This window comes from Acinetobacter sp. 102 (genome assembly GCF_037028485.1).
GTDB lineage: Bacteria > Pseudomonadota > Gammaproteobacteria > Pseudomonadales > Moraxellaceae > Acinetobacter > Acinetobacter higginsii.
This window is the reverse complement of sequence record NZ_JAZEZK010000001.1, coordinates 313562-330492: the sequence shown is the minus strand read 5'-3', so window position 1 is coordinate 330492 and position 16931 is coordinate 313562. Positions and strand designations below refer to the sequence as shown.

Sequence of the window (16931 nt, the reverse complement as noted above, 5' to 3'; positions counted from 1 at the left end):
CATGGCCACCTTCAAGCAAGCGCTGATCGAGAAAGTCATAGGGCATAAATATGCGATTGATGCTAAAAGACTCGGTGATGATGCATGGCTTGCTTGGAGTAATTTAGGTTTTTGGCAAGGCCAACATGATCATTATCCACAGGCCTGCCAAAGTCTGGCCGATCAAATTGCGCAATCGATTCAACTGAAATCCACAGATCATGTTTTAGATCTAGGCTGTGGACAAGGTGCCAGTTTGTTGCACTGGACCCAGCATTATCAGATTCAACAACTCAGTGCAGTTGAGTTGCAGCCTGATTGTGTCAAACGAATTCAAAAACAATTACCGCAGGTTCAAATTCATTGTGGCTCTTTTTTGAATTTAAAAGCACTGCAACTTTTGAATTCATTTGATGTGGTGCTGTGTATAGATGCGGCTTATCACAGTGATTTGAATTCATTTCTCAATTCAGCATCTGCAGTTTTGAATTCAAAAGGTCGGATCGCGTTTCACACCCTGATGTGGTCGGATAATTGGCAGCAGTGTTCTGTTCTACAAAAACAAAAATATCGCTATCTGTTAAAAAGTGCCGATGTGAATTGGCAGCATGTGATGGATCAGCAGCAGCTGGGGCAGACTTTAGCGCAGCATGGTTTTACTGATATTCAAATTCAGGATTTTTCTGAGCCGGTGTTGAATGGTTTTGCGGAATATATCGAAACACGAAAAATTGAAAAATCAGCATTTGATTTGGCTCAACTCAAAATAAATATGACTGCCAAGTTGTGCCGAAAACTCTACCAAGATGGATTAGTACGTTATATTCAAATCAGTGCAGTAAAAAAGTGAGAACAAGATGCCAAATGAATATAAAGGTTCATGCCTGTGTGGGGCAGTGAGCTATCAGGCGGAAGTTGCGCCACGTTATCGTTTTAATTGCCATTGTCGTGATTGTCAAAAAGCCACAGGCAGTGCTTATGCACCGATTGCCTTCTTTCACCAATCTGAACTTAAAATCGAAGGTGAATTAAAATATTTTGAGTCTTTGGGTTTATCAGGCAAGCCGATCCGCCGTGCATTTTGCCCAAACTGTGGTTCGCAAATGTTTGGCCTACCAGAACTCGTGCCTGAGATGATTTCAATCCGTGCAGGAACATTGGATGATCCAAATTTGTATCAACCGCAAGCAGAATGTTTTGTGAGCCATGCAAATGAATGGGATTTATTAAATCCGGATATTTCGCATTTTGAAAAAATGATGGGGAAAAAACGAGAGTAAAGCGAGAAATGGTGCCGGCACACGGATTCGAACTGTGGACCTACTGATTACAAGTCAGTTGCTCTACCAACTGAGCTATGCCGGCAACGTGGCGAGAATTCTACAGAATCTAATTAAAAAAACAAGCGAAAAAATGAGCAATCAGATAAATTTAATTTGATTGTCGAATTTTCGCCAATTTCAGCTTAAGTATTGAGTGCATAGACAAAGGAATCAATCACTTCACCTGTGTTTAAGTGTGCTTTAACAGGGACACGTTGATAACCTGTACCTTCGAATTCATCCAGTGCTTGCCAGTGTTGTTCTAGGTTATCTGAGAAAAAGACAAAGCCAGATACCTTTTGATCTGTTTGATCGAGCACAATGCCCGGAAAGCCGAGTTCAGCTCCCCAGCCTTGTTGTTTGAGTGTGCCAAATACATGTGCTTCTGCCCACATACCACCAATATTTTCCATGATATGGGCATTGGGACGGTTGGGCCCTAGAGTCCCGTAAACAAATAAACTGAGCATAGTGAAAAGTAGGAATGTAAAAGAGGTAGGGTAGCAGATATAACGGGCTAATCGTAAATACTGCGAGCTAAGCAGCGAAAATCGTTATTTGTTTAATTGATTATTCTTCTTGAGAGCAATTCCTTGGAAATAAAAAATCTATTTAAATAAATACTTGGAGTAAATGGAAAATTAGTGAATATTAACTGATAGAGGATGAAGTCATTTTTACCATTAATATAAAAAGTAAGAGGATTACAATCGATTTCTAACATAACTTTCTTATGAAAGAAGGGCGTTATTTAATTTTTAAATAATTGAACAAAAAAAATACTAATTGGACTTTATAAGCTAACTTCTCAAAAATGAATATGTGAAAACGATAATGATGTTTAAGGAACAAACACATGAATACACATATTCGAGTTGCCGTGGTTGGTGGTGGTATTGCTGGTCTGGCTTTAGCAAGTAATTTAAGTAAATACGCTCATTTAGATGTCCAGATGTTTGAATCAGCACCTCAGTTTTCTGAAATTGGGGCTGGGATTTCTTTTGGTGCCAATGCAGTCAAAGCGATTGAACTGCTAGGTTTAGCCAACGAATATCACGCAATTGCAGATAAGGTATCGCCACCCTTTCAAGATGTTTGGTTTCAATGGCGCAATGGCTATACCGATGAATATTTATCTGCATCTATCGCGACAGGTGTAGGGCAGTCATCTGTTCATCGTGCTGACTTCCTTGATGCCATTATTCCTCACATGCCTACGCAAAATGTTCACTTTTCTAAACGCCTTGAGGCGATTGAAGAACAAAATGATCAGGTGATTTTGCACTTTAATGATGGCAGTCAGCATGCATGTGATTATTTAATCGGGGCTGATGGTATCCGCTCTGTGGCTCGCCAATATGTTTTAGCTACTCACGATTTACCATCAGTTCATCCACGTTTTTCAGGAACTTGGGCATATCGTGGCATTATTTCTCACGCTACATTTAAAGAAGCTTTGCAGCAAATAAATGGCGATACAGAGTTAGCAGATATTCCGCAAATGTTATTGGGCAAAGAAAAACATATTTTAACGTTCCCTATTCGTAAGGGGGAGCAAATTAATATCGTTGCTTTCTGTTCAAACCGTGAAGATACGATGTTACCAGCCGATACACCGTGGACTAAGCCTGTCGATACAGCTCAAATGCTTTCCGATTTTTCAGACTGGAGTGAAAGCTGCCAGACATTACTCGGTTTAATTGAACAGCCCACCATTTGGGCCTTACATGAAATTGAAGAACTTTCGACTTATCAAAGTACCTCTGGTCATGTCATTGTCATGGGTGACGCTGCACATGCCATGTTACCTCACCAAGGAGCAGGGGCAGGGCAAGGTCTTGAAGATGCATTAATCCTTGCTGCCTTATTGTCGACAAAAAACTTACAAACAGATCAGTTAACTGATGTGTCTTCAGTTTATGAAAAGCTCCGTTTAAAACGTGCTTGTCGTGTTCAGCAAACTTCTCGTGAGTCTGGCGAAATTTATGAGTGCTATTCGAATCAGTACCCCACATTTGCCGAAATTGGTGAACATCTTGAACATCGTTTTGACTGGTTATGGCAACACGATCTAGAACAGGATGTTGCAGATGCAAAGCAACAACTACATCAATTAGTAATGGCGATCATTTAAATAAGTTTTTGTTTTACACACAATTTGCTAAGGAAAGCAATTATGGAAAAACTAAATGCAAATCAATTGATTGATGATGCAAGATTAACACCCTTGCATTGGCGTGTAATCTTGCTGAGTGCACTGATTATTATTTTTGATGGCTATGATTTAGTCATTTATGGCGTTGCATTACCCAAGCTTATGCAACATTGGCAGTTAGATAGTATGACTGCTGGATTGCTGGGCAGTGTTGCATTATTTGGCATGATGTTTGGTGCCATGATTTTCGGTAGCCTGGCCGACAAATTAGAGTCCTATGGTTTTAGTCGTAAGCGTTTAATTATGCTTTGTGTTCTCATTTTTAGTGGTTTTACCGTGTTATGTGGCTTTGCCAATAGCCCTAAAGAGTTTGCCATTTATCGTTTTATTGCGGGCCTTGGTTTAGGCGGCGTAATGCCAAATGTTATTGCTTTAATGACTGAGTTTGCCCCAAAGAAATTACGTTCAACTTTGGTATCGCTCATGTTTAGTGGCTATGCAATTGGTGGTATGAGCTCAGCGCTTTTAGGCATGTGGTTGGTTCCTAAATTTGGTTGGCAAATCATGTTTGTTTTGGCGGGTATTCCACTCATTTCATTACCTATTATTTGGAAATTTTTACCCGAATCAATTGATTATCTGATTCGCCAAAAAAAATGGGAAGAGGTCCGTAATTTACTTCAACAGTTAGCACCAGAACACAACATAACTGATCATACGAGCATCGTCTTACACCAAGAAAATCAACAAACAGCCGCTCGACCTCTGGTTGCTCTATTTACCGAGAATCGTGCTTTAGTCACTGTATTTTTCTGGCTGAGTGTATTTATGGCTTTACTCATGGTTTACGCGCTCGGTAACTGGATACCAAAACTCATGGTTGAGGCTGGATATGATTTATCAACCAGTCTAGTCTTTTTACTAGCGCTAAACTTGGGTGGGATGCTGGGTGCCATCGGTGGTGGTTACTTTGCTGATCGTTTTCATCTGGGCAAGGTCATTTGTTTACTCTTCTTGGCGGGTGCAATTTCACTTTACTTGCTGAGCTATGCTTTACCCATGGTCATTTTATATCTCTGTATTGCCATTGCAGGAGCCGCGTCTATTGGTGGGCAAATTTTATTGCTAGCTTATATGGCTCAGTTTTATCCTTCACCAATTCGCAGTACGGGGATTGGTATGGCTCTAGGTATAGGTCGTATTGGGGCGATTTTAGGCCCAATCTTATGCGGCTGGCTTTTAAGTTTGCATTTACCCATCGAGTATAATTTCATCGCGCTCGCCATTCCTTGTGTGCTAGCAACCTTAAGTGTTATTGCCATCGGTATTTGTAATCGAACTAAAGGTGTAATGCTAAATTCAAGTATATCTTCATAAGAATTAAGCATTTTTATTCCTATAAAAGGAACTAAACGCTAAACAAAGCAGTTAAAGTTTTTGTTTAGTATATTTAAAGGATCAGAACCATGGATTTAGGTTTGATTAAAGTTTTTGTCTGTATTTATGAGTCTCGTCATATTAGTAAGGCTGCTGATAAATTAAATTTGAGTCAGCCTTCTGTAACGTATAATTTGAACCGTTTACGCCGTCAGTTAAATGATGAATTGTTTACTCGAAGCCGAAGTGGGGTCGAACCGACAAAAGTTGCGCATGAGCTTTATCCGATTTTTCATCAAGCAATTTTTAATATTGAGTCAGCGATTGCTCAAGCACAGGAATTTCATCCCGAAAATTCAAATAAAACGTTCAGAATTGGGCTGTCTGATGCAGGGGAGATTTGTCTTTTACCAAGTCTTATGGCTTTTTTGCAGAAAACAGCGCCCTATATTCAAATTGAGATTGAAGAGATTCAGTCGTCTAAAGTCGAACAGTGGCTTATTGATGGCTTTTTAGATCTGGCCGTATTTAATAGTACGCAGACCATAATGCCTAAAATAGAAACACGTACTTTATTTGAAGAAAGATATGTATGTATTGCGAGAGCTGACCATCCAAGGCTACAGCAGCAACTAACGTTAGAACAATATTTGCAGGAAGATCATGTTGCCATTAAATCATCAACAGGGCATATCCAGGTTGAGCAGTATTTAAAAACAATGAATTTAAAGCGACGCATTCGTTTAGAGGTTCCACACTTTAGTGTTTTACAAGGCGTTTTGCAGAGTTCAGATATGTTGGTGACATTACCATCGCGAGCAGCTCGGCACTATCTAGCGCATGGTAATGTCCAAATGTTTGAATTACCTTTTGCCATTGACTCTTTTAAAGTGAGCTTGAACTGGTTTAAGCGTAGTGATGATATAGTGGCTAGGAAATGGTTAGTTAGCTCTGTTAAAGCTATATTTCAACAGTTATAGGAGGATGATGCTTTTTATTTCAGGCTATATCAAAAGAGATATAATGTAAAAAAAAAGCCTAAACCCTTCGATTTAAGCTTTCTCATTTCATGCAATCACATGAATAAAAATTCTGGCGAGAGAGGGATTCGAACCCTCGATACGCGCAAACGTATACACACTTTCCAGGCGTGCTCCTTCAGCCACTCGGACACCTCACCAAGGTGTGCGATAGTACCCAAAAAAATGCACGCTGCCAAGTTGTAGTCGAACAGATTTGCAGAAAAACTTTTTGGCTAGTGATAATATTGCGCCATATAACGTTCAATTTTGAAGACAACATCATATGCAAAGTACTGCAAAAAAAGCCGCATTGCCCGCGATGACGCTGGCAGCATTAGGGGTGGTATTTGGGGATATTGGAACAAGCCCACTCTATGCAATACGGCAATGCTTTGTCACAGGACATGTTGATATCAGTGAAGGTTCGATTTTAGGTATTCTTTCACTGATCTTCTGGTGTATGAACCTAACGATTAGTTTTAAGTATGTCTCAATGATCATGCGTGCGGACAACAATGGCGAAGGCGGGATCATGTCACTGCTCGCACTCAACCTGCGTTCCTCGGTTTTTAGTAATAAAAATAAAATCTTTCTGATTGCATTGGGCTTTATCGGAGCATCACTGTTCTTTGGTGATGGGATCATTACCCCCGCAATTTCAGTACTGTCTGCGATTGAAGGTTTGAGTCTGGTGACGCCTGCTTTAGATCGTTGGTTGGTTCCGATTGCTTTAGGTATCCTCACGGCATTATTTATGGTGCAGCGGCATGGTACCGCCACTATGGGGAAATTCTTTGGTCCGATTACACTGTTATGGTTTGCATCTATTGGTCTGATTGGCCTCTGGAGCATTATCCAGACGCCTTATGTCTTGATGATGGTCAATCCGTATTGGGCGTTCCATTTTGTCTTTGATCAACCGACAGTTGCTTTTATCACGATGGGTGCGGTGATTCTGACCATGACCGGTGGTGAGGCGTTGTATGCAGACATGGGACATTTTGGGCGCGTGCCAATTAAACTGGCGTGGTTCTTGGTGGTGTTACCATGTTTATTGCTGAATTATGCAGGTCAAGGTGCATTGCTATTACGCGATGCCAAAGCCATTGAAAACCCGTTCTATTTATTAGTACCAGATTGGGCTTTATTCCCAATGATTGGCTTGGCAACTGCAGCAGCAGTGATTGCCTCGCAAGCAGTAATCACAGGTGTATTTTCGATGGCGAATCAAGCCATTCAATTACGCTATTTACCGCGCTTAACCGTGCACCATACCTCGGATGTAGAACAAGGTCAGATTTATTTGCCTTTTATTAACTGGGTGCTGTTTATCTCGGTAGTGATCTTGATTTTACTGTTTGAAAGCAGTGCAGAATTGGCAAGTGCTTACGGTGTAGCGGTAACGATGACCATGCTCTGCGGAACGATTTTAATCTCGACTTTGGCCTATGGGGTGTGGCGTTGGCCATTGTGGAAAGTGGCGTTATTTGCGGTGCCATTCCTGATTATTGATTTAATTTTTGTGGGTTCAACCTCATTGAAAATCCTCTCAGGCGGTTGGGTGCCGATCTTGATTGGTGTGGTGGTATATACCATTTTGATGACGTGGAAGCGTGGTCGAGAAATTGTCTATAATCGTATGGAAACCAATGCTTTGCCAATTGAATTGTTTATCAAAAGTATTGGTATGAGCAAAGAAACCCATTTCGTACCAGGCGAAGCGATTTTCTTAACAGGTACACCGAATATTGTGCCGCATGCGATGTTACACAACATCAAGCACAATAAAGTGCTGCATGAACGTAATGTGATGGTCACGGTCTATACTCAAGATATTCCGTATGTAGCTGAAGCAGATCGCTTAAAAGTTGAAAAACTGGATGAGCATTTTTATCGAATTTATATGTACTACGGATTTAAAGATCAGCCGAATGTACCAAATGCATTAGAACAAGCCTATAAGGAGCTTGGTTTTGAATTCGATATGATGCAAATGAGTTTCTTCATTTCACGTGATCGTATTGTGCATACCGTGGGTGATGGCATGTCACCATGGCGTGAAAAGTTATTCATCTCGATGCAGCGTAATACCAGTCCTGTCAGTGACTTCTATCAGATTCCAACCAACCGTGTGGTGGAGTTAGGCAGTCAGATCGAAATTTAAGAAAAACGTATAAAAAAGGCACCTGAGCGTGCCTTTTTTATTGTCTGTAGATCAAGTGTACAGATTTGCGACATAAAGTGTCGCTCTGGGCTGAAACTCAATATACACAGGGCTTTTGAGTTGTTAAGCTGCGCGTTCATATTGATTTTGATGTAGTTATGGCAAAGAGACCAACTCGAAAGAGTAAAACACCATTTGCTTTTTTGAGCCAAAATATTGGAAAGATGGTGTTGGCTTTGGTCGCGACAGGAAGTTTTGCGATCGCATTTGGTAGTGAAAAAATTTCGAAGTTGATGCCATTTCAATCCAGTAATGGTGCTTGTTTAAAGCAATTTTATCGTGATGTTCCACCGTTATTAAGCAAAGACAGCTTAAAAAAAGACAGCTATGCCTTGTGTTTTAATGATTTTAATGTGATGTATTCAGGTATTTCCAAGACACCACTTTGGTCGGCAGAATATCTGACACCTGAACGTTTAAGTATCAAGATTAAACGTGAAGATAATTTTCATGAAGAAACACGAGTAAAGCCCGCTCATCGTGCTTTGTTGTCTGACTATCGCGGTTCGGGCTATGACCGTGGGCATATGGCACCCAATGGTGATATGAATAATACTGCGGCACAGTACGACAGCTTTTCTTTAGCCAATATGGTTCCGCAAGCACCTAAAAATAATCAGGAAGTTTGGCGTAAGTTAGAAGAAGCGGTACGTTCAATTGTGACCAAACAACATAAAGATGCCTATGTACTGACAGGGCCAGTATTTGAAGGTAAACGCCTGAAAACTATTGGTAAGGGCGTGATTGTGCCGACTGCGGTATATAAAGCGGTGTATTTACCCAAGCAAGGGATTATTGGTGCTTACTATGCGCCAAATAATAATTCTCAGCAGGTCAAAGTGGTCAGTGTTTGCTATTTGGAAGAGAAACTTGGCATCAACTTGTTCCCTCAATTGACGGAACAACAGAAGCGTAATGTTTATCAATTGCCACTTTCTGCAGTGCAAGTGAAGCCGAATAAAGACATCAGTTATTCGCATTGGGATGGACAGAGTCAGTGTGTGGAAGAAGCTAACACGGATGCCATTCAAGTGCAGCAACGTGAATTTACTTCACAGCAAACTGAGGCCGCTGAAAGCAAATTCCCACAAATTGATGAAGAGACCAAACAAGCCTTGATCAATCAATTGGTAAATGCATTGCTGCAGTATTTCTTACAAATGTTGAGATAATGTAGAACATCTTGCAAAGTCATCCTGCATGGATCATGTTGTGGGATAGACAACAACAATGAGAGAAAAAAGATGTTTAAGCCTTTTGAACAGGGTGATGAATCTTCAGCAATTTATGATCTGACTTTGGAAAATCAGGTCGATTGCGTGAGCTTATATGGCAATTTACAGATTACCAAAGATCAGGCAGGGCTGAAAACGGCAAAGGCATTGCAAAGCTTTATTAATGATGTGGTTTCCGCTTTGGAGAAAGAACAACTTCCTGAACAAATTGACAGAAAGCCTGAGCAGGACATTGAAAATCCGTTTCTATAAATAAAAAACCAGCCGTTAGAGGCTGGTTTTTTTTGGGGATGTATGCGCTTAGTCTTTCTCGCTGCCCACGAATTTGTAGATCACTGCACCAATGATGGCACCGATGATTGGTGCAACCCAGAACAACCAAAGTTGGCTGATTGCTGCAGTCTCAGCAAATAACGCAACTGCCGTACTACGTGCAGGGTTAACAGATGTGTTGGTGACTGGAATACTGATCAAGTGGATCAATGTTAAAGCTAAACCGATTGCAATTGGCGCAAAACCAGCAGGTGCACGACGATCCGTTGCTCCCATAATCACGATTAAGAAGAACGCAGTTAAAACAACCTCAATCAGGAATGCTGACGCAACAGAGAAATGGTTTGGAGAGAGTTCGCCATAACCATTGGTTGCGAAACCGCCTGTACCTGCAAAGCCTGCTTGACCTTGTACGATGATATACAGCACGAATGCTGCAAGCGCACCACCAATCACTTGAGACACGATATAAGGAACTAAGTCTTTTGAGTTAAAACGTCCACCCACCCATAAACCTACACTGACAGCAGGGTTAAAGTGACCACCAGAAATATGACCGAAAGCGTAAGCACCTGTTAAAACAGTTAAACCAAATGCCAATGCAACACCTAAGAAACCAATGCCAAGTTCAGGGTATGCAGCTGCAAGCACAGCACTACCACAACCACCAAAAACAAGCCAAAAGGTCCCGAGAAATTCTGCTAAATATTTGTTCATTGTTATCACCACATCAGTTATAAAAAATAAAAAAAGCAAACATCCAAAATTTATTATGGATATGTTTAACCCTCGTGAAAAAATTGTGAACTAATTCACATAGGTATATAGGCTCTTATATAAAACGGGCAAAAAAATCGGTCAGTTGCGAAACCGTTAGTTCGTCAGTATTTTTATTACGAATTGTAAGTTATGTTGTTGTTTCGCCACTGTTGCGGGGTTTGCCCCGTCCAAATCTTAAAAGCTCGCTGAAAAGCACTTTGTTCAGAATAACAGAGCAGTAGCGCAATTTCTTGCAAACTCAGATGAGGATCTTTTAAATATTCGGTCGCCAGCATAAAACGTACTTGCTGCACCCGCTCCTGAAAGGTGGTGTTTTGTTGTTGTAAATGTCGCTGTAATTGGCGTACGGACAGACCCAGTTTTTCGGCGATAAAATCGATTTGATATTGGTTTTTTTGTAGGCCTGTCAAAATGGCATGTTGTAGCCGCTGATCCAATTGGGTTGAATTGGGCAATTTATCTAGCAAGGCTTGGGCTTGCTGTAACAACAGTTGTTGTAAGGTGTGATCACCTGTTTTAAGTGGCTTAAAAGCTTCGCTGACGGGCAATAATAATTGGGTTTTGGGCTGTTCAAAACGGACTTTACAGTGAAAATATTGCTCATAAATGCTGATGTTTTTGGGTGCGGCATTGACGAAATGCACTTCATGCAGATGAATCGTGTCACCCGACATAAACAGTTTCAGGAACTGCACCATCAAGGCAATCGCGATTTCATCGGTCAACTGGGTCGGATGTGGTTCAGGGGCTTCCCAACGAATCGATGCATAAGGGTGATTAAATTCAACCACCAAAGGGCTGCCATCATAAATCAGGCGATGGAAGTCATGGTAGCGTGCCAAAGCTTCACCTAGATTTTCACAAGATAAAGCCAAATAGGCAATGATGCCTAAGTGTTTGGGTTGTACATAGGCTGCGATTTCCAAGCCTAGACCACTATTTGGATGTAGTCGATTTAGATCTTCTAACAGATCCCGCCAAATCACATAATCAAAGCGCTCTAGGTTTTGAACCTGTTGTAATTGTTCAGGAATATGGATGTTCTCTGCTTCACAATAGGCTTTTAATAAATGCCCCAAACCACCAAAAACAGAGCCTGTATAGTTCTTGAGTTGAGACATCCTGTCCACTCCTGATATTGTCGTGTTTTGTCAATATAAATATATCGTATCGTCAATACTTCGCCTACAAAAATTTATATCTTTAATAAAAATAAGGAAACATTTGGAGAAAACCATGATTAAGGGTTTTATCGCAGGTTTGGCTGTTGCAAATGCCTTTGAATGGTTTGCACATAAATACATTTTGCATGGGGTACATCGTCCGGGGCAGCCACGTTATAGCCCTGTGCCGAAAAGCATGGAATCGCACTGGGCGCACCATCGTGAAGTACGTAAACAGCAGTTTTCGGATGATTGCTATGTTGAGGGTGTGGAGCATTGGCGTACCCGTAATGAAATCATGTCCTTAGCTGTCGTGGCAGGCGTTGCCAGTGTGGCGTTTTATCCAATTTCAAAAGGCATGTCTTTGGCGGCGCTGTATAGTGCAGGCAACTATTATTATGTACATCGTCGTGCGCATTTAGAGCCTGATTGGGCAAAACGAACCATTCCTTGGCATTATGATCATCATATGAATTCAAACCAAGATGCCAACTGGTGTGTGACGCGTCCATGGTTTGATTATGTGATGGGTACTCGTGTGGTGTCTTCTGCGGATTTAAAAGAGGCAAATCCATTAGGTATTGCTTTGCCAGCAGCTTTGTCTAAAGCATTGACGCAAGCGATTGAATCCGTTTTTCCTGCAAAATGGGTCGAGCAAAAACCAAAATTGGTGGAAGCACCTGTAGCTGAGCAACCGCAAAAACAATCGCAAGAATCGGTGGCTTAAATTCGATTGATCTAGTGGGCTGAGCAGGCTTTTATTGACAAATCATGACGACAAAAATAGGGGTATGTCGTGAATTGTCAATAAAATTGGTTTTTAATGTCAATATCTTTGCACATTTTCTCGCTAATTTAGCTCAAGCATTTTAAATGCTCAGAATTTGTTCAAAATGATGATATTGTGCTTACCCTCTAGCGTTGTATAACGCAGTTTCCATACCTTGCTCAGCAAGGTATTTTTTTATCTGTATACAGCTATTTTTAAATAAAAAAACCTCTCGCTTGAGAGGTTTTTTTATGGCTCATCTAATTAAAGACGCATCTCAATGCCTTGTTCAGCAAGATATTGTTTTGCTTCTGGAATGGTGTGTTGACCAAAGTGGAAAATAGAAGCAGCAAGTACTGCATCTGCACCGCCTTTTAAGATGCCATCGGCCAAATGCTGTAAGTTACCTACGCCACCCGAAGCGATGGTCGGGATATTGACGCGATCATTGATCTGACGCATTAAGGCAATGTCATAACCTGCTTTAGTACCATCGGCATCCATACTGGTAATCAGCAGTTCGCCTGCACCGAAGTCGGCCATTTTCACCGCCCATTCAATCGCATCGATGCCTGTTGGTTTACGACCGCCGTGGGTAAAAATTTCCCACTTGTTCTCACCGGTTTTTTTCGCATCAATCGCAACCACGATACATTGTGCACCAAAGCGTTGTGAAGCTTCTTGGACAAACTCAGGAGTAAACACGGCAGCCGAGTTGATACTGACTTTATCGGCACCTGCATTCAACAATAAACGGATATCTTCAACTTTACGGACACCACCACCCACAGTTAAGGGCACAAAAACGCTTTCGGCCATGCGTTCTACGGTACGGTAAGTAGTGTCGCGTCCATGATGGGTAGCAGTAATATCTAAAAAGGTAATTTCATCGGCGCCTTGTTCGTTATAACGACGGGCGACTTCAACAGGGTCACCTGCGTCACGAATATCAAGGAATTGAACGCCTTTGACGACTCGACCATTATCAACATCTAAGCAAGGGATAATACGTTTTGCGAGCATAAAATTTTCCAAAAAATCGCCAATAAAGAAAGGGGTGCTACACCTTCATGGAGGGAACAGGTATTCTATCAAACTTCACAGCTATTTTTTGCAGGTTTTCCATGTCGGTTTATACCCCGTTGAGTTTAGAAGAAGTTCAAGCCTTTGCTGAGCCTTATGGTTTAGCGGTGATTGACCTGATTCCAATCCAAGGCGGTATTCAAAACACCAATTATTTTTTGGTGGATCAATCACAGAAACAATATGTTTTAACGGTTTTTGAAGAATTAGATGCTGAAGGCGCAGGTGAGTTGGTACCTGTACTGGATTGTTTGGGTGAGGCAGGTGTGCCTGTGGCGGTGCCTTTAAAGCATAGTGGTCAGGCCATTCATAGTATTGCAGATAAACCTGCGCAAATTGCGCCGCGCTTGATGGGTGAGCATCCGGAAGACGCCAGCATTATCCAAATTCAGGCGATTGCACAAGCACAGGCAAAATTGCATTTGGCCTTACAAGGCTTTCCTTTAGAACGTGATTTTAATCGTAATCATCAATATTGGTCAGATGTCGCTGAGCAACTTAAGCCACAAATGAATGCGCAAGATCAGGAATTATTAGCTCAGGTGTTTCAGCAGTTTGCGGCAATTACCCAACAGCATCCAGACCGTCCTACGGGCTTTATTCATTCAGATTTATTCAGAGATAACACCTTGTTTGAAGGCGATCAACTACAGGGTATTCTTGATTTTTATGAATTGAATCAAGATGAATGGTTATTTGATATTGCGATTAGTATCAATGATTTCTGTACTGCCTATCCACAAGCGCATTTAGATTCAGCCAAGGCCGATGCCTTTCTTGCAGCTTATCAAAGCATTCGTCAACTGACCGTTGATGAGTTAGCTTGTTTAAATATCTTCTTGGCGATGGCGGCGTGCCGTTTCTGGAGTATGCGTTTACAAGTGGCGCAGAAAAATGCCGAGCAAGGGCGCACAGGTGATGATATTTTGCAAAAAGATCCGCTGGAAATGCGCATGATGTTACAAGACCGTTTACAACGAATCACAGCTTAGGAAACAGACATGCGAGATCAAGGTCGTTTAGTTGAGTGGTTTGATGATAAAGGCTATGGCTTTATCCAACCCAATGACACAGCAAAAGATCGTGTCTTTATCCATATCAAAGACTTTGCTCGCACAGGGCCGCGACCCTTGGTCGGTTGTGCCTTGGAATATGTGGTGATTCTGGATGAGCGCGGCCGTTATCGCGCTCAACAGGCGACGTATTTAAAAGCATCGCAGGTGATTGAACATCGTGCTCGTCCGAGTCAGCCTCAACCGTCGAAACTCTGGTCTGCGATGCAGATTGGTATCGTGATTTATATTGTCTTTATGCTGATCGCAAGCTTTAGTAAATTGCTGCCGCCGTATACTTTATTATTTGTTAGCTTGATGAATGTATTGAGTTATTGGCTCTATGCACAAGATAAAGAAGCAGCTCAGTTGGGCAATCGACGTATTCCAGAGCAGACTTTGCATATCGTGGATTCTTTGGGTGGATGGTGCGGTGGTTGGCTTGCTCAGCAAAAACTGAGACATAAAACACAAAAACAACCGTTTCGTAAGATTTATTTCTGTACCATAGTCTTCCATATACTATTGATATGTTGGTTAATTTCTCCGCTCAATGTGTTTTATTGATTGAGGGAGTTTGTTTCTGGAGATTAAATAAAAATGAATTATTCCGTTGATCAAGATCCAAATCGTACTTTGACTTTGGTGCTGTATGTACTTTATATCATTGCGATTTTTACTGGTGGTCTGTTGGCAATTATTGCCTTGATCATTAACTATGTAAAACGCAGTGATGTACAGGGTTCGATTTTTGAAAGCCACTTTACTTGGCAAATCCGCACTTTCTGGTGGTATTTGGCTTGGAATATTATTGCCTTTATTCCGTTTTCGTTCCTGTTCTTTACCGGTGATAACGGCACGGCTTTTGCCGGCGTTGCGGTTTCTGCAACCACTTTTGCCTTTGCGGTAATTTTTGGTGCATGGATCTGGATTGTTTATCGTGCCATCCGTGGTTTGATTGCCTTAAATGACAATAAGCCGATGTATCAAGACTAAGGCCGGCCAGAACTCGCTGGGTGGTGTATTAACCTAAGCGAGTTCTCTATTGTTATTGGTTTTCGCTGTTGCATGATAGCGATAGCTTGCTCCTCGATGCTGTTCTGTCAGCAATGGACCTTGTCCAAATAGTTTCTCACGCAACGTCCCTTCGGTATATTCAGTTGGATACACGCCACGTTGCTGTAGTTCCGGCACCAGATATTCCACCACATCCTCAAAAGTCTGATGCGCCAAAATATAGGCCAGGTTAAAGCCGTCAATATCGGTTTCTTCCGTCCATGCCTGTAGTTGATCGGCCACAGTTGTGGCTGAGCCCACCAAGATTGGGCCATTGCCACCGATACTAATAAATTTGGCAATCTCTTCAATGGTCCAGATTCGATTCGGATCGGCTTTTACATAAGAGTCGAGCATGGATTGAATCGCATCAGTATGAATATATTCAACTTTGTCCTCTGCATGGAATTGCGAGAAGTCGACCCCTGACCAGCCTGATGCCAAGGTTAAGCCGCCATGATAGCTGGCGTAGCTTTGATATTCTTTGAATTTTGCTTGGGCTTTTGCATCGGTTTCATCCACCACAATCGACAGCATGGTGTAGATCAAAATCGAATGAGAATCTTTGCCTTGTTCAACGAGGTTGGAGCGAATGCCTTGTACCAGTTTTTTCACCGCGGCTTTGGTCGGTGCAGAAATAAACACACATTCAGCATTTTGGCTGGCAAATAACTGCCCACGACTAGATGCACCTGCTTGATAGAGCACAGGGGTACGTTGTGGTGAAGGTTCGCAAATATGAATGCCGGGAACGCTAAAATATTGACCTTGATGATTGATGGGATGGACTTTGCGATGGTCTGCAAAAATGCCTTTTTCTTTATCACGCAGCACAGCATCTTGTTCCCAAGAACCTTCCCAAAGTTTATAGAGAACTTCTAAATATTCATCAGCGATGTCATAACGTTGATCATGACTGACTTGGGTTTGAAGACCTAAATTCTTTGAGCCACTTTCCAAGTATGAGGTGACGATGTTCCAGCCAATGCGGCCTTTGGTCAAATGGTCCAAGGTGCTCATGCGCCGTGCAAAGGGATAAGGATGTTCAAATGAAATTGAAGTCGTCAGACCGAAGCCTAAGTGTTTGGTGACTGCCGCCATAGCAGGCACAATCTGTAGGGGATCATTGACGGGAACTTGTACGGCACCTGTGAGCGCATGTTGTGCTGATTGATGATAAACATCATAAATGCCTAACACATCGGCAATAAAAACCCCATCAAACTTGCCACGTTCTAATATTTTGGCCAAATCGGTCCAGTATTCGAGGTCTTTATATTCAGTCGAGCGATCTAGTGGATGACGCCACAACCCAGGCGATTGATGCGCAATACAGTTCATTTCAAAGGCATTAAATCTAATTTGCTTGCTCATTGCTCTTTACTAAATTAAAGATTTTTATTGATCTTAATTAAAAAAGATTGAATTGATTAATCATAAA

Annotated in this window: 17 protein-coding genes and 2 tRNA genes; 12 read left to right on the top strand and 7 right to left on the bottom strand. The window is 41.7% G+C overall.

The window, feature by feature from the left end; genetic code table 11:
* The first annotated feature begins 1 nt into the window (after position 1).
* Together WA352_RS01605 and WA352_RS01600 are read left to right on the top strand one after the other, a co-directional pair.
* Positions 2 to 829 (top strand): SAM-dependent methyltransferase, encoded by an 828-nt coding sequence (locus WA352_RS01605; protein ID WP_005317452.1) that lies wholly within the window; start codon positions 2 to 4, stop codon positions 827 to 829.
* A 7-nt stretch (positions 830 to 836) separates the two neighbouring features.
* Entirely contained in the window at positions 837 to 1259 is a 423-nt protein-coding gene (locus WA352_RS01600) for a GFA family protein (RefSeq protein ID WP_005317455.1), read from the top strand.
* Between the two features lie 9 nt (positions 1260 to 1268).
* Here WA352_RS01600 and WA352_RS01595 read toward each other — a convergent pair.
* Together WA352_RS01595 and WA352_RS01590 are read right to left on the bottom strand one after the other, a co-directional pair.
* Positions 1269 to 1344, bottom strand: a tRNA-Thr gene (locus WA352_RS01595).
* 100 nt (positions 1345 to 1444) lie between these two features.
* Positions 1445 to 1771 (bottom strand): gamma-glutamylcyclotransferase family protein, encoded by a 327-nt coding sequence (locus WA352_RS01590; RefSeq protein ID WP_005317459.1) that lies wholly within the window; start codon positions 1769 to 1771, stop codon positions 1445 to 1447.
* A gap of 386 nt (positions 1772 to 2157) precedes the next feature.
* Between WA352_RS01590 and salA the strand changes: the two genes are divergently transcribed.
* The 3 genes from salA (at position 2158) to WA352_RS01575 (ending at position 5813) form a co-directional block, all read left to right on the top strand.
* A complete protein-coding gene (salA, locus tag WA352_RS01585) occupies positions 2158 to 3435 on the top strand; it encodes a salicylate 1-monooxygenase (protein ID WP_005317461.1) in 1278 nt (425 codons plus the stop codon).
* Between the two features lie 42 nt (positions 3436 to 3477).
* Positions 3478 to 4833, top strand: coding sequence for an MFS transporter (locus WA352_RS01580; protein ID WP_005317464.1), 1356 nt, complete (start codon positions 3478 to 3480; stop codon positions 4831 to 4833).
* A gap of 89 nt (positions 4834 to 4922) precedes the next feature.
* Entirely contained in the window at positions 4923 to 5813 is an 891-nt protein-coding gene (locus WA352_RS01575; protein ID WP_005317472.1) for a LysR family transcriptional regulator, read from the top strand.
* A gap of 113 nt (positions 5814 to 5926) precedes the next feature.
* On the opposite strand, the gene WA352_RS01570 is transcribed toward WA352_RS01575, so the two are convergent.
* Positions 5927 to 6013 (bottom strand) — tRNA-Ser (locus tag WA352_RS01570).
* Positions 6014 to 6138: 125 nt separating this feature from the next.
* Between WA352_RS01570 and WA352_RS01565 the strand changes: the two genes are divergently transcribed.
* The 3 genes from WA352_RS01565 (at position 6139) to WA352_RS01555 (ending at position 9566) form a co-directional block, all read left to right on the top strand.
* Positions 6139 to 8019 (top strand): potassium transporter Kup, encoded by a 1881-nt coding sequence (locus WA352_RS01565; protein ID WP_004657295.1) that lies wholly within the window; start codon positions 6139 to 6141, stop codon positions 8017 to 8019.
* A gap of 158 nt (positions 8020 to 8177) precedes the next feature.
* On the top strand, positions 8178 to 9251 hold the full coding sequence (locus tag WA352_RS01560; protein ID WP_005317525.1) for a DNA/RNA non-specific endonuclease: 1074 nt from the start codon (positions 8178 to 8180) through the stop codon (positions 9249 to 9251).
* A gap of 72 nt (positions 9252 to 9323) precedes the next feature.
* Positions 9324 to 9566, top strand: a complete 243-nt coding sequence (locus tag WA352_RS01555; protein WP_005317528.1) for a hypothetical protein — start codon at positions 9324 to 9326, stop codon at positions 9564 to 9566.
* Positions 9567 to 9614: 48 nt separating this feature from the next.
* Here WA352_RS01555 and aqpZ read toward each other — a convergent pair whose 3' ends face one another.
* Positions 9615 to 10304, bottom strand: a complete 690-nt coding sequence (gene aqpZ, locus WA352_RS01550; protein ID WP_005317531.1) for an aquaporin Z — start codon at positions 10302 to 10304, stop codon at positions 9615 to 9617.
* A gap of 176 nt (positions 10305 to 10480) precedes the next feature.
* Positions 10481 to 11488 (bottom strand): AraC family transcriptional regulator, encoded by a 1008-nt coding sequence (locus WA352_RS01545; RefSeq protein WP_005317534.1) that lies wholly within the window; start codon positions 11486 to 11488, stop codon positions 10481 to 10483.
* A gap of 115 nt (positions 11489 to 11603) precedes the next feature.
* Here WA352_RS01545 and WA352_RS01540 point away from each other — a divergent pair, with 115 nt between their 5' ends.
* Positions 11604 to 12257 (top strand): sterol desaturase family protein, encoded by a 654-nt coding sequence (locus WA352_RS01540; protein ID WP_005185684.1) that lies wholly within the window; start codon positions 11604 to 11606, stop codon positions 12255 to 12257.
* 306 nt (positions 12258 to 12563) lie between these two features.
* Here WA352_RS01540 and hisF read toward each other — a convergent pair whose 3' ends face one another.
* Positions 12564 to 13322 carry an imidazole glycerol phosphate synthase subunit HisF gene (gene hisF, locus WA352_RS01535; RefSeq protein WP_004659983.1) on the bottom strand — a complete coding sequence of 253 codons (759 nt, stop codon included), beginning with the start codon at positions 13320 to 13322 and terminating at the stop codon, positions 12564 to 12566.
* 101 nt (positions 13323 to 13423) lie between these two features.
* Between hisF and WA352_RS01530 the strand changes: the two genes are divergently transcribed.
* Genes WA352_RS01530 through WA352_RS01520 form a run of 3 tightly spaced genes read left to right on the top strand, consistent with a single transcriptional unit; the run spans position 13424 to position 15430 of the window.
* Positions 13424 to 14374 carry a homoserine kinase gene (locus WA352_RS01530; protein WP_005317537.1) on the top strand — a complete coding sequence of 317 codons (951 nt, stop codon included), beginning with the start codon at positions 13424 to 13426 and terminating at the stop codon, positions 14372 to 14374.
* Positions 14375 to 14383: 9 nt separating this feature from the next.
* Positions 14384 to 15001, top strand: a complete 618-nt coding sequence (locus tag WA352_RS01525; RefSeq protein ID WP_005317540.1) for a DUF1294 domain-containing protein — start codon at positions 14384 to 14386, stop codon at positions 14999 to 15001.
* Positions 15002 to 15034: 33 nt separating this feature from the next.
* Complete coding sequence (locus WA352_RS01520; protein ID WP_005185677.1) at positions 15035 to 15430, top strand: DUF4870 family protein; 396 nt, start codon at positions 15035 to 15037, stop codon at positions 15428 to 15430.
* Positions 15431 to 15463: 33 nt separating this feature from the next.
* On the opposite strand, the gene WA352_RS01515 is transcribed toward WA352_RS01520, so the two are convergent.
* Positions 15464 to 16864 (bottom strand): LLM class flavin-dependent oxidoreductase, encoded by a 1401-nt coding sequence (locus WA352_RS01515; protein WP_005317543.1) that lies wholly within the window; start codon positions 16862 to 16864, stop codon positions 15464 to 15466.
* Between the last annotated feature and the right edge of the window lie 67 nt (positions 16865 to 16931).